A 12,352-nucleotide genomic window follows, 5' to 3' on the forward strand; every position below is an offset into this window, starting at 1 on the left:
TGTCACGGCGCCCGTACTTGTTAAGGGCCGTGATTGCCGTTCTTGCCGTCCTCATGGTGGTCCTGAGTTCCTGCGCGCAGATCCCGCGGTCCGGTCCGGTGGGAAAGAGCAAGGACGAAAGCGCGGGCAACCCGAACGCTCCCGTCTTCTTCCCTCCGCCGCCGCACTCCGGCGCCACCCCGGAGTCCATCATCGAAGACTTCTATGGTGCAGGCAGCGGTTACGAAGGCGACTACGCCGTGGCCCGGCAGTACCTCACTCAGGCGCTGTCCGTCAGCTGGAAGTCCGACAAACGCACGCTCGTTTTCCGGAAGGCGACCGTCGTCAAGACCGGTGTGGAAAACGAGTTCAAGTACCAGCTGGACCTCGCCTACTCGGTCGACGCCGACGGCGTTGCGACGCAGTTCCAGGAAGGAACCACCGAGACAATTCCGGTGACCCTGGAACAGGTTGACGGCGAATGGCGGATCTCGGCCGTCCCGGACGGCACCGCGATCCCGGAAGAGACGTTCAAAGTCATTTACGCGGCCCAGCCCATCTATTTCTACGACCCCTCGTTCACGTATGCGGTTCCGGATGTCCGGTGGTTCATCAAGAAGAACACTGTCAAGGCGATGACCAGCGCGTTGCTTGACGGTCCTGCGCCCTACCTCCAGGGTGCGGTCGTCAGTGCTTTTCCTTCGGGCATGAAGCTGGCCCGGGAGTCGGTGCCGGTAGTGTCGGGAGCAGCCCAAGTGGACCTTTCCGCGAAGGAGCTCGTGGATGCTTCTGCCGAGGACCGGCAGCGCATGCAAAACCAACTGACCCTGACCTTCCGTAGCCAGCCGGACGTGGTGAACGTCCAGTTGCGGGCTGACCAGGATCTTGTCCGGGTGGAGGACAACGGTTCGGTCCTGCCGCCCGTGCTTGAAAAGAATGCTCCTGCGCGCCAAATCGCCGTCAGCAACGAAGAACTCGTGCGCTACGAGAACAACAGGGTCTCGGCCCTCCCGGACATGCAGCCGGTAGCCGGACTGAACCCGAGCGCTCCCGCGGAGTCCCCGACGTCCCAGGCCGTGGCTTTCCTCAACGGCGCCGGAACCACCCTGTATTCGATGATTCCGGGCCAACCAGCCCGCCAACTGACAACCCGGACCACGCTGAGCCATCCCTCCTTCAGCCCGCAGGACTGGGTCTGGACGGCAGGTCCGGGAGCCAACGGCGCCACCGAGGTCGCGGCATTCAAACCGTCCAACGTTCCTCAAGGCCAGCCCGTCCCCACGGTGACGATGACGCCGCCGTGGTTGGCAGGGCGGGTGGTGAGGGACTTCCGGATATCCCGTGAAGGGACGCGCGCGCTGGTGATTTCCGAAATGAACGGCAAGTCATCGGTGCAGGTGACCGGTATTGTCCGCAATCCTGACGGCACCCCCAAGGATCTGACTGCACCGATAACCTTGTTCGCTTCCGCTCCTGTTGATCAAGGGGTTTGGGTCAATTCCACGACAGTCGCGGTGATGAAAGCCTCGTCAACCGAGAACGTGGTTCCCGAGCTGTTGTCCTTGACCTCAAGCCAGCCGCAGCTGTTGCCTGCATGGCCGAACCTGACGACTATCAGCGCGGGCAATGGGCCGGAGCAGATTTTCGGACAGTCGGGCGCAGGCGTGTTCCAACGAGTGGGCAACGGCTGGGAATTGCAACTCAAGGGCCCGGTGGACCCTTCCTTCCCGGGCTAGGCCTTCTTCGTGAAGCGCGCTCTCCGCGACGCGCGGTTTTCCACATGGCGCGTTTCGGGAGTGTCGGCTGTAGGCGAGGAGCCGGATGCTTGAAGTATGGGTACTGAGAGCCGTCGCCGCGTGCGTGACCCTGACCTCGCTGTCCTCCCCGGTGACGGCGCGCACCATCGGGGAGTCCATCCTGCCCGACTGGCGAGGCTCGCGCAGGGCGCTGGCGAGGCCTTCGTCGAGTTGCTGGCCGTTCTGGCCCCGGTGGAATGTGTCTGCTGTGGTTTCGAGGATTCGGCGCTCTGCGGCACCTGTGCACGGCGCCTACGCCTGCTGTGCACCAGTCCATTCCGTGCTGAAGGACAGGCGCCTGCCTTGCTCACGGTGGAAGGCGCCGTGATGCTGCCCGTCGTCGCGGGAGGACACTATCGGGACGAGCTGGCCCAGGCCCTGCTTTCTTTCAAGCACCTAGGCCAGGGACGGCTGGCCTCGGTGCTCGCGCCTGCACTGGGCAAGGCGATCCGGTCTGCCGTAGGAGACAGGGCAGACATCTGCCTCGTACCCGTTCCCAGCAGCAACGTGGCCTTCCGGCGCCGCGGCTTCAGTCCGGTCCATCTCTTGCTCGGCCGCCTGCGGCGCCTGGACGCCTTGCCTGGTCTGCACATGACGGATGCGTTGAAGAATGCGCCCGGGTTTGGAATCCGAGGCTCCGGAAACCGGGGTCCGGGAAACGGGCAAAAGGGCTTGGGCCGCGGAGAGCGTGCGCGCCGTGTCCGCGACTCTATGACCGTCCGCCTCTTACACAAAGGTTCTTTGGAGGGTAAAGCATGCGTCATCGTCGACGACGTCCTCACTACGGGTGCAACCCTCGCCGAAGCCGCCCGGGCAGTAGCGGCGGCCGGAGGCGTGGTGTGTGGCGCGGTGGTCCTTGCAGCCACCCGGCCGCCGGCCGGTAGAGATCTTCCTACGGACGGGCCGGACGCGCAGCCAGCACCGACTCAAACAAAAAATAAGTTACGAAAGGATGAATTACCAGTGGCGATGAACTAACGTCGGTTATGGGTACCAAGAACAGATGTACCTGTCGATAGCGGCTCGGAAAGGGGCTCGACTGTCCGTCAGACCAGCCCCGAGAAGCGCCCTTATCGTGTCACCTGAGTTGTTTGGAGGGCACCATGGAGTTCATGATCAGCGGCCGTAATCTGACCGTTTCGGATCGCTTCCGCGAGTATGCCGGCGAGAAGATATCAAAGATTGAATCGCTTGGGGACAAGGTCCAGAGGGTTGACGCGAAGGTTTCAAAGGAAACCAACCCGCGCCAGACACCGGGCCAGCTCACGGTGGAAGTGACAGTTCTGGGCCGGGGCCCTGTGATCCGGGCCGAAGCGAGCGCCGCTGACAAGTTTGCCGCCTTTGATCTCGCCTATAGCAAGCTGCTGGAGCGGCTCCGCAGGGCCAAGGACCGCAAGAAGGTCCACCACGGCCGCCACACCCCCAAAGCCGTTCGTGAGGCTACTGCGACGCTTGAGCCTGCCAGCGCGAGCGAACCCATTTACGTAGAGGCCAGCAACCACCAGGAGCCAACGACGCCACCGGTGGAGACCTCGCCCTACGACGTCGACAACGACATTCCGGCCGGTGATTCCCCGGTCCTGATTCGTCGCAAGGTTTTCCCCGCCGCTTCGCTCACCCTTGATGACGCGGTGGACAACATGGAATTGGTGGGCCACAATTTCTACCTGTTCGTGGACAAGGAAACCAACACGCCGTCGGTCGTCTACCGCCGCCGTGGCTGGACATATGGAGTAATCACTCTCGACTCCACATGCGAACCAGGAGACGAACCCGTGGAGGAGAAGATCCACGCTTACCGTTCGAATGACCAGGCAGCCACAGCCTAGGCCGCATTCGTATTTCCCATGAAAGGACTGGCATGGCCGCTTCGCTGAGCCTGTTGCAGGCACGGCGGATTGCATTGGCAGCCCAAGGACTGGACAAGGAACGGCCCACCGGCCCCGTGACTTCACGGACGGTGGGCCGTACCTTTGCCCGCCTACAGGTGGTGCAGATCGACTCCGTCAATGTCCTCTCACGCAGTCATTACCTTCCATTCTTCTCAAGGCTTGGCAACTACGACCGAAGCATCCTTCATGCGATGGCCGGGCGAAGTCCGCGGCGCATGATGGAATACTGGGCGCACGAGGCGAGCTTCATCCGCCCGGAACACTTCCAGGATCTGCTGCTGTGGCAAAACCGTGCGTGGGTAGGCGCGGCCCACTTGGAACGCGGAATCCGGGAGGACATGGCTAACCGGATCCTCGACGCCCTCGCAACCGGGCGGCCCATGACTGCCGCGCAATTGACGGCGCACCTGGGGCACCAGGAGGACCGGCAGCACGATAACTGGGGCTGGAACTGGAACCTGGTCAAAAGGGTTTTGGAGCACTTGTTTGAAGAGGGGCTAGTGACGGCCGCGTCGCGGACAGAGCAGTTCGAGCGCCGGTACACGCTGACATCTCGGGTTCTACCGCCGGGATCGCCTGGCGTGATCGCTCGCTCAGGAGCACTCCCGGATGGCGGCTCCGGCGAGTCGACCGCGGCCATGGACCGGCTGATCGACGCGGCAGCCCAGGCTCATGGCATCGGAACAATCCGATGCTTCGCCGATTACTTTCGGACTCCAGTGAAGGCCGCTGCGGCATCGATCGACAGGCTCGTTGCCGCCGGCCGCCTGGAGCCGGTCACGGTGCGTGGATGGGACCGGGCTTTGTACCGGCATGCGGACGCCCGGCTTCCCCGGTCCGCCACGGGCCGCGCGCTGCTCAGCCCGTTTGATTCACTGGTCTTCGAGCGTAGAAGGCTTGAGGAGTTGTTCGGCTTCCATTACCGGATCGAAATCTACACGCCCGCGGAGAAGCGCAAGTTCGGCTATTACGTGCTGCCTTTCCTTCTCCGGGACGCCGTGGTCGCGCGCGTGGATCTCAAGGCCGACCGCTCGGCCAAGCAGCTTCTGGTGCGTGCCGCCCACGCCGAGCCGGACGCCCCGGCCGACACCGCCGTCGAGCTTTCCGCAGAGCTGCGGCTTATGGCCGAGTGGCTGGGGCTCGACGACGTCGTCGTGTCACCGATGGGCGATCTCTCGTCGGCGCTTGCAGCGGCAGTGGCCCGCAGCTGAGGTCCAGGGGTCCCCGGCACCGGCCCGCAAGCGCCGGCGCTCCGCTCTCAGGGAAACGGGGCCGCGTGGCGTTGGTCTCTCCCGTAGACTGAAACCGCCAGAATTCGGCAGCTTGAGACTGGGAGCAACTTTACGTGGCATCACTTATCGAAAAACTTCTCCGCACGGGTGACAAAAAAACCCTGAGGCAACTGCGGACCTACGCCGATTCCATCAACGCCCTCGAAGACTCCTTCAAGACCTTCTCCGACGCAGAATTGCGCGAGGAGACGGACAGGCTGCGCGCCCGTCACGAGGACGGCGAGAAGCTGGACGATCTCTTGCCGGAGGCTTTCGCCGCCGTGCGTGAAGCTTCCTCCCGCACCTTGGGGATGCGCCACTTCGATGTCCAGCTCATGGGCGGGGCCGCTCTTCACCTCGGCAATATCGCCGAAATGAAGACCGGTGAAGGAAAGACCCTTGTGGCCACCGCTCCGGCCTTCCTCAATGCCCTGACCGGCAAAGGCGTGCACGTCGTTACAGTCAACGACTACCTCGCCGAATACCAGTCCGAACTCATGGGCCGTGTCTATCGCTTCCTTGGCCTGAGCAGCGGTTGCATCCTTTCGAACCAGGATCCCGAAGTGCGCCGTCAGATGTACGCGGCAGACATCACCTATGGCACCAACAACGAATTCGGCTTCGATTACTTGCGCGACAACATGGCGTGGGACAAATCCGAGCTCGTGCAGCGCGGCCACAACTACGCGATTGTCGACGAAGTGGACTCCATCCTCATCGACGAAGCCCGTACCCCGCTCATTATTTCCGGTCCGGCCCAGGGTGACACCAACCGCTGGTACAGCGAATTCGCCAAGGTCGTGCAGCGTCTCCAGCCTGAAATCGACTACGAGGCCGACGAAAAGAAGCGCACTGTCGGTGTTCTCGAAGCCGGAATCGAGAAGGTCGAGGACTACCTCGGCATCCAGAACCTCTACGAATCCGCCAACACCCCGCTCATCGGCTTCCTGAACAACGCCATCAAGGCCAAAGAGCTCTTCAAGCGGGACAAGGACTACGTCATCCTGGACGGCGAAGTCCTCATTGTTGACGAACACACCGGCCGTATCCTTGCCGGACGGCGTTACAACGAAGGCATGCACCAGGCGATCGAGGCCAAGGAAAACGTCGAGATCAAGGCTGAGAACCAGACTCTCGCCACCGTGACCCTGCAGAACTACTTCCGCATGTACTCCAAGCTCTCGGGCATGACCGGTACCGCTGAAACCGAAGCCGCAGAGTTCATGAGCACGTACAAGCTTGGCGTGGTGCCCATTCCCACCAACCGGGACATGCAGCGCCTCGACCAGTCGGACCTCGTGTACAAGAACGAAATCGTGAAGTTCGAAGCCGTCGTGAAAGACATCGCCGAACGGCACGAAAAAGGCCAACCCGTGCTCGTCGGTACCACCAGCGTGGAGAAGAGCGAATACCTGGCCAAGCTGCTTGCCAAGGAAGGCATCCGGCACGAGGTCCTGAACGCAAAGAACCACGCACGGGAGGCCGCCATTGTCGCGCAAGCCGGACGCAAGGGCGCCGTCACGGTTGCTACCAACATGGCCGGCCGTGGCACTGACATCATGCTGGGCGGAAACGCCGAGTTCACGGCCATCGCCGAGCTGGCAAAACGGGGTCTGGACCCTGAAGGAAACTCCGAGGAGTACGAGGCCGCGTGGCCGGAAGCACTCGAAGCGGCCAAGCAGGCAGTCAAGGACGAGCATGAGGAAGTGCTTGAACTTGGCGGGCTGTATGTACTGGGCACGGAACGCCACGAATCCCGTCGAATCGACAACCAGCTCCGTGGCCGCTCGGGCCGCCAGGGCGACCCGGGCGAGTCCCGCTTCTACCTCTCGCTGACCGATGACCTCATGAGGCTCTTCAACTCCGGGGCCGCCGAGCGCCTGATGAACAGCTCCGTGCCGGACGACATTGCCCTCGAATCCAAGCTCGTGTCCCGTGCTATCGCTTCGGCCCAGGGCCAGGTCGAAGGGCGGAACGCTGAGCAGCGCAAGAACGTCCTCAAATACGACGACGTCCTGAACCGCCAGCGTGAAGCCATCTATGGCGACCGTCGCAGGATCCTTGAAGGTGACGATCTGCACGAAAAGGTCCAGTTCTTCCTGGAAGACACCATCAACGCCCTGATCGACGCCGCGACGGCGGAGGGAACCGGCGATGATTGGGACTTCCACCAACTGTGGACCAACCTCAAGACGCTGTACCCGGTAACCGTCACAGCCCAGGACATCATTGACGAAGCCGGCGGCAAGGCCCGCGTGTCCGTTGAATTCCTCAAAAACGAGATCCTTTCGGACGCGCAGCTCGTATATAAGGAGCGGGAAGAAGCCATTGGCGCCGAGAACATGCGCGAGCTTGAGCGCAGGGTTGTCCTCTCGGTCCTTGGCCGCAAGTGGCAGGAACACCTCTATGAGATGGACTACCTCAAAGAGGGCATTGGCCTGCGCGCCATGGCCCAAAGGGATCCCCTGGTCGAGTACCAGCGTGAAGGATTCACGATGTTCCAGAGCATGATGGAAGCCATCCGCGAGGAGAGCGTTGGCTTCCTCTACAACCTGGAAGTGGAAGTAACCCCCGCCGAAGACGTGGTGGTGGTGGACGGCAGCCCTGAAGGCGGTCACGTGGAACACCACGATCCACAGATCCGCGCGGCCGGGCTCGAAGCCCCGGAAAAGCCTGTTCAGCTGCAGTACACGGCGCCGGGTGAAGACGGAGCGAGCCAGACCCGCGTTGAGGGTCGGGCCTCGGGTCGCTCAGGCAACCCCGCCAAGGCCGCCGCCGATGACAAGCAGCGCGGATCCAACAAGAAGAAGCGCCGCTGACATCGCGATTGCCTGACGCATGTAGCTGACGCCGCAACCGACGGACGTGTCCAACGAACGGATGCCTGCAGCGAAAACGGAGAGGGACCAGAACACCCGTTCTGGTCCCTCTCCGTTTTGCTGCTTTTGAACCCCGCCCTCAGCCGATTTCGAGGGCGGTGACTTTCCACGCGCCGTTGCTCTCTTCAAGCCTCATGGCTACTGCTCGGGAGCGGAGTTCTTCCGAGACAACCAAGCTGGCCTCGTACACTCCGTCGTTTACAGCGCAGACGCGCACGGAGCGGACCATCGGACTTCGGTGAACGCGGGATTGCCCGCCTTGGGAGTTGGCAGCATGGGCTCGCGTCAGTGCTGCCCGGTGTTGCAGCGCGCCGAGGCATCCGGGGTCCAGGGTCCGTGAGAGCTGTTGCGCCGGCCGGGTGCCGGCAAGGACTTCGACCGCAGCTTGGGCGATGCTGCGGGCCAGTGCGCGGATTTCGCCGTCGAGGCTGCGGATCTGGGCCGCTTTGCGGGCAGAAGACGGCCCCCTTCCGGTTGGCCCGTCCGTTCGGGATTTGGCCGGGGGTGACGCCGCGATTGAACGGGAGGCAATCGACGAAGTCGCCTGGACGACTCCATTCGGCAGGCTGTGGACGGCTGGTGATGCGCTCATGTGCTTCCTCGGTGACGAATCGCTGGTTGGCGGCGGGTGGTGGTGGTTCGGATGGTGGCAGCTCGAGTGCTAGCTGGGCGGTGGTTGCAGGATCTGACCCGGGACAAGGAAACCCGGGTCGTTTCCGATCACATGCCTGTTTGCGGCATACCACTTCGGCCAGTGGAGGGCGACGTCGACGTCGCTGGCCATAGGGCCTAGCTGCCGGGCGGCAATCGACCAAAGTGAATCTCCCCGCTTCACCACTACTTCGCCTTGATTTGGCGACGCAGGCTGTTCGGGGGCGCGCTGTGACCCGGTACCCAGAAGCCCCGGCTCGGCGACAAATGCGCGGGGTTGCCAGTGGGGGTCGATCTCCGACGAACCTGACTCAAGCGAGGGTATGACTGGGAGATGGGGAGAAGGGCTCGAGGCGGGTGTCCATTGGACAGATATGTCGCTCGACGATGCTGCGCCGTTTGCCGGGCTCCACGCTGGTTCAAGCTGTGCCGGTGACGCATTCGCCAGGGGGATTCCCACGAGATTCAGGCCCAGAATCGCAACGGCCAGCCGGCGCATGAAGGCAGGGCTGAGTTTGGCGGTGGCACTCGCGAAGCGGTCCTTTCCCGCTTGCCGGAGAAGCGCGGCCGCCATTGCCAGGAGGAACGTCGCGATCCACCAGGCTCCGAGCCCCAGACCGGCGGCAGTTGCGATGAATCCCAGGAGGTCTTCGAACGTGGGTTCCTGGAGTCGTCCTGCTGCGGAGTGCCATCGGTCGACCAAGATCAGTCCAGCGACAGCGAGCAAGAGAGCGAGCACAAGGATGGTCGCCGCCATCGCAACATCGTTCCGAACGGGTCTGTTCGTCTGTTCCAAGGGTTCCCCTTACCCAGTTGATGCTATTTGATGCTGTTTGATAAAGATTGACCTATTTTGACCACGAAGAGTTGCATTTGTCTAGCGGTCTGGTGTCGATGAAGAAAGATTGACCATCGAGGGGTGCCCGCTTACGCTGACGCAATGCGTTGGGATGCTCTGTTTGAAGACATGGAGGCACAACTGGCCTCTGAACGATTGCTGGGACTTGAATCCGAAATTTCAGAGCGAGCCCGGGTGGAGCTGGCCGGAATCGAGGTCTCCGACAGGCTGCGTGGAGCAATCGGCCAGAAGATTGATGTGACGCTCCGGTCCGGCACGCAGGTGTCCGGGACGCTCAGCCATGTCGGCGGCGAATCGTTGGTCCTTGACGAAGGTCGCCACCAGTGGTTGGTGCCTGTCACGGCAGCATTGGCGTATCAGGGCCTAGGCCGGCAGGTGCGGCCAGGCCAATCGAAGGCGTCACAGCGGCTTGGCTTGGCCAGTGCTCTCCGAATGCTGGCCCGCGACAGGGCAGAACTGGCGGTTCATCTGCTTGAGTCGGCACGGGAGGAACGGACCATGCGGGGCGTCATTGATCGCGTGGGCAAGGACCACTTTGATCTCGCCGTCATGTTGCCGGGCGAAGTCCGCCGGTCGCGAAACGTCGTGTCTGTAGCGACAATTCCGTTCCAGGCCCTTGCAGCGCTGCGCTCATTGCGGGGCCAGGACTTCTAGCCCGGCCAACCTCCCCGCCGGCGCCGCCTGGGGCAGTGGGCAAAGATCAGGAGGACTTGGATTTGGCCTCTTGGATGATCCTGCTCGCCTCGGCGTAGCGTTCCTCGATGTACTGCTCCAGCATCTTCTCTTCGACGCGCCACTGGCCCCTGCCACCCACTTGGATCGCCTTGAGCTCTCCGCTTCGCACGAGAGCGTATGCCTGCGGCGAGTTGATCTGAAGCTGTTCGGCGACATCAGCGAGGGTGAGGAATCGGGGCATGCATCCATTTTGCCACTGTTCGACCCACTTGCCGGGTTATCCACAGCTTGACGTAATTTGGGGCATTTAGCTTTCGGAAGGGACGCCCTTCCGGTCAGAATAAAGGCCACCGAACGTCGACGCGGACAAACTATGCAAACGGGGGAGCAAGGATGGGTGCAACTACCGCGGCCGCTGCAGCGCGGCTCAGGAAACCGTCATGGAGGGATCCGCGACTATTGGTGGGGATTCTCCTTGTCTTGGCATCGCTGGCCGGAGTCATCGCCCTCGTTGGAACCGCGGACCGTACCACTCAGGTCTATGCGGCGCGCGAGTCGATTGCCGTGGGCCAGAGAGTCAGCAAGGACAATCTTGCGGTCGTCAAAGTCCGGCTCGACGACGTTGAGTCCAGTTACGTGACTCTGGCTGACGGTCTGCCCGAAGGAAAAGTCGCCGTTCAGAGAATTGCCAAGAATCAACTCGTCCCGCAGGAGAGCCTCGGGGCCGCCGATTCCCTGGACCGCAAACCGGTGGCGATCGCGATCCAGGAATCACTGCCTTCGCAGGCTATGGCAGGATCCCGCGTTGACGTCTGGGTGGCACCCCCCGACGCGCGCAACGGTTTCGGCACGCCGCAGCTATTGTTGCCGGGTGCGGAGATCGCCCAGGTCACGGAGGGCGCCTCCACCCTCGGAGCGTCCAAGGAGAAAGTGGTTCTGGTCCTGGTGACCGATGAGCAGATGCCGAAACTTCTCGGAGCGCAGGCGAACAAAGCGAAGATTGCCGTGGTTTGGAACCCGGGCGGTGCCGGCAAGTGAGTATCCCGGTTGTCACAGTCGGGCAGTCCCGGGAGGATTTGGTCGGGGGACTCGAGCGGCTCCACGGGCCGGTGACGGTGGTGCGTCGGTGTGGCGAACTCACGGAACTTCTGGCCGCTTGCCAAAGCGGTCTCGCGCGCGCGGCGGTCATCGCCGAAGGCGCTCAGGAACTGACGGCGTCGCTGGTCGATCGGCTCGCGGCTGTCGGAGTCTCCGTTGTTGCACTGAGCGACGACCCGGAGGAGTCGGGCCGCCTGTGGAGCATCGGCGTCGTGACCGCGTCCCTGGATGTAGATTCGGCAACGCTGGCTTCCAGAATCTCCGATGCAGTAGGCCAGATGCCCGGACATGGACGGCGACGTTCGGAGTCCCGGGATTCCGGGTTTGCGGACACTGCCGCAGAACTCCGTCCCACCGATGCGCCGGAAGAACCGGAGCAGGCCCCGGCCGGGGCTGGCCGGATCATCGCAGTCTGGGGGCCCACCGGGGCGCCGGGCAGGACTCTTGTGGCTGTCAACATTGCCGCAGAACTGGCGGCTGAAGGCAAATCGGTGATCCTTCTCGATGCAGACAGCTACGGGGCCAGTGTCGCAGCATCGCTTGGTTTGCTGGACGAATCCGCCGGACTGGCGCAATCTTGTCGACTGGCGGACCAGGGATTGCTGGATGCTGAATCCCTCAAGCGGATCGCCGCGCCGGTCTTCGCCAAAGCCACGAGTTTCAGGGTTCTTACGGGCATTACCCGCGCGGACCGGTGGCCGGAGCTCCGGGCCGCAGCGCTTTCGTCGGTACTTGAACTCTCCAAGGCGATCGCGGACGTCGTCGTGGTCGATGCAGGTTTCTGCCTTGAAGCGGACGAGGAACTCAGCTTCGACACGATGGCCCCTCGACGCAATGCAGCAACCCTCCGCAGCATCGAACTGGCGGACACCATTTACGCCGTCGGCGCGGCCGATGCCGTCGGGGTTCCGCGACTCGTACGTGGCCTCGCTGAGCTTGAACGGGCAGTCCCGCATGCGGCTCCCCGCGTGGTATTGAACAAGGTCCGGGGAGCATCGGCTGGCCGCTCACCCGAACGTGAACTCCGCGAGGCATGGGAGCGGTACGGCCCCGGTCATGGCATCGAGGTATTCCTTCCATCCGATCCTGAAGCTTGTGACGCTGCCTTGTTGTCCGGCGCTGTCCTCTTCGAAGCTGCGCCCGAATCTGCGTTGCGGCTCGCAATCGCAAAAATGGTCTGTGCACCCGTCCAGCAAAATGGCAAATCCTCTGTCGTTTATTCCAGAGCAAGGCGTCGTCTAAAGCGTTAGGC

General features: G+C 62.7%; 11 protein-coding genes. 8 read left to right on the plus strand and 3 right to left on the minus strand.

Features of this window, described 5'->3' with window-relative positions; all coding sequences use genetic code 11:
* The first annotated feature begins 29 nt into the window (after nt 1-29).
* From AB4074_RS00515 to secA, 5 genes are all read left to right on the plus strand, one after another.
* Nucleotides 30-1,715, plus strand: coding sequence for an LpqB family beta-propeller domain-containing protein (locus AB4074_RS00515; RefSeq protein WP_441411652.1), 1,686 nt, complete (start codon nt 30-32; stop codon nt 1,713-1,715).
* Nucleotides 1,716-1,811: 96 nt separating this feature from the next.
* The gene (locus AB4074_RS00520; RefSeq protein ID WP_441411653.1) at nt 1,812-2,753 is read left to right on the plus strand and encodes a ComF family protein; all 942 of its coding nucleotides are present in this window, start codon (nt 1,812-1,814) and stop codon (nt 2,751-2,753) included.
* A 125-nt stretch (nt 2,754-2,878) separates the two neighbouring features.
* A complete protein-coding gene (gene hpf / locus AB4074_RS00525; protein ID WP_234748144.1) occupies nt 2,879-3,604 on the plus strand; it encodes a ribosome hibernation-promoting factor, HPF/YfiA family in 726 nt (241 codons plus the stop codon).
* Between the two features lie 32 nt (nt 3,605-3,636).
* Nucleotides 3,637-4,878 carry a winged helix-turn-helix domain-containing protein gene (locus AB4074_RS00530; RefSeq protein WP_441411654.1) on the plus strand — a complete coding sequence of 414 codons (1,242 nt, stop codon included), beginning with the start codon at nt 3,637-3,639 and terminating at the stop codon, nt 4,876-4,878.
* A gap of 134 nt (nt 4,879-5,012) precedes the next feature.
* Nucleotides 5,013-7,757: a preprotein translocase subunit SecA gene (gene secA, locus AB4074_RS00535; RefSeq protein WP_441411655.1), complete on the plus strand. Its 2,745-nt coding sequence runs from the start codon at nt 5,013-5,015 to the stop codon at nt 7,755-7,757.
* Between the two features lie 139 nt (nt 7,758-7,896).
* Here the strand turns inward: secA and AB4074_RS00540 are convergent, their stop codons facing one another.
* Both AB4074_RS00540 and AB4074_RS00545 read right to left on the minus strand, forming a co-directional pair.
* Entirely contained in the window at nt 7,897-8,409 is a 513-nt protein-coding gene (locus tag AB4074_RS00540; RefSeq protein ID WP_441411656.1) for an Rv3235 family protein, read from the minus strand.
* Between the two features lie 69 nt (nt 8,410-8,478).
* On the minus strand, nt 8,479-9,225 hold the full coding sequence (locus AB4074_RS00545; protein ID WP_441411657.1) for a LysM peptidoglycan-binding domain-containing protein: 747 nt from the start codon (nt 9,223-9,225) through the stop codon (nt 8,479-8,481).
* 183 nt (nt 9,226-9,408) lie between these two features.
* On the opposite strand from AB4074_RS00545, the gene AB4074_RS00550 reads away from it, so the two are divergent.
* Nucleotides 9,409-9,981, plus strand: coding sequence for a hypothetical protein (locus tag AB4074_RS00550; RefSeq protein WP_441411658.1), 573 nt, complete (start codon nt 9,409-9,411; stop codon nt 9,979-9,981).
* Between the two features lie 46 nt (nt 9,982-10,027).
* Here AB4074_RS00550 and AB4074_RS00555 read toward each other — a convergent pair whose 3' ends face one another.
* Nucleotides 10,028-10,243, minus strand: a complete 216-nt coding sequence (locus AB4074_RS00555; RefSeq protein WP_059387549.1) for a helix-turn-helix domain-containing protein — start codon at nt 10,241-10,243, stop codon at nt 10,028-10,030.
* A 152-nt stretch (nt 10,244-10,395) separates the two neighbouring features.
* Here AB4074_RS00555 and AB4074_RS00560 point away from each other — a divergent pair, with 152 nt between their 5' ends.
* Both AB4074_RS00560 and AB4074_RS00565 read left to right on the plus strand, forming a co-directional pair.
* A complete protein-coding gene (locus AB4074_RS00560) occupies nt 10,396-11,040 on the plus strand; it encodes an SAF domain-containing protein (RefSeq protein WP_441411659.1) in 645 nt (214 codons plus the stop codon).
* Nucleotides 11,037-12,350, plus strand: a complete 1,314-nt coding sequence (locus tag AB4074_RS00565) for an AAA family ATPase (protein ID WP_441411660.1) — start codon at nt 11,037-11,039, stop codon at nt 12,348-12,350. Before AB4074_RS00560 ends, AB4074_RS00565 begins: the two co-directional genes overlap by 4 nt.
* Nucleotides 12,351-12,352: the final 2 nt, after the last annotated feature.

This window comes from Arthrobacter sp. 2MCAF14, from assembly GCF_052115645.1.
Taxonomy (GTDB): Bacteria; Actinomycetota; Actinomycetes; order Actinomycetales; family Micrococcaceae; genus Arthrobacter.

Coding starts and splice junctions, on each gene's coding strand:
- AB4074_RS00545 (WP_441411657.1), bottom strand. CDS start 9,225: ATGGCGGCGACCATCCTTGTGCTCGCTCTCTTGCTCGCTGTCGCTGGA.
- AB4074_RS00560 (WP_441411659.1), top strand. CDS start 10,396: ATGGGTGCAACTACCGCGGCCGCTGCAGCGCGGCTCAGGAAACCGTCA.
- AB4074_RS00550 (WP_441411658.1), top strand. CDS start 9,409: ATGCGTTGGGATGCTCTGTTTGAAGACATGGAGGCACAACTGGCCTCT.
- AB4074_RS00540 (WP_441411656.1), bottom strand. CDS start 8,409: ATGAGCGCATCACCAGCCGTCCACAGCCTGCCGAATGGAGTCGTCCAG.
- hpf (WP_234748144.1), top strand. CDS start 2,879: ATGGAGTTCATGATCAGCGGCCGTAATCTGACCGTTTCGGATCGCTTC.
- AB4074_RS00530 (WP_441411654.1), top strand. CDS start 3,637: ATGGCCGCTTCGCTGAGCCTGTTGCAGGCACGGCGGATTGCATTGGCA.
- AB4074_RS00555 (WP_059387549.1), bottom strand. CDS start 10,243: ATGCCCCGATTCCTCACCCTCGCTGATGTCGCCGAACAGCTTCAGATC.
- AB4074_RS00520 (WP_441411653.1), top strand. CDS start 1,812: ATGGGTACTGAGAGCCGTCGCCGCGTGCGTGACCCTGACCTCGCTGTC.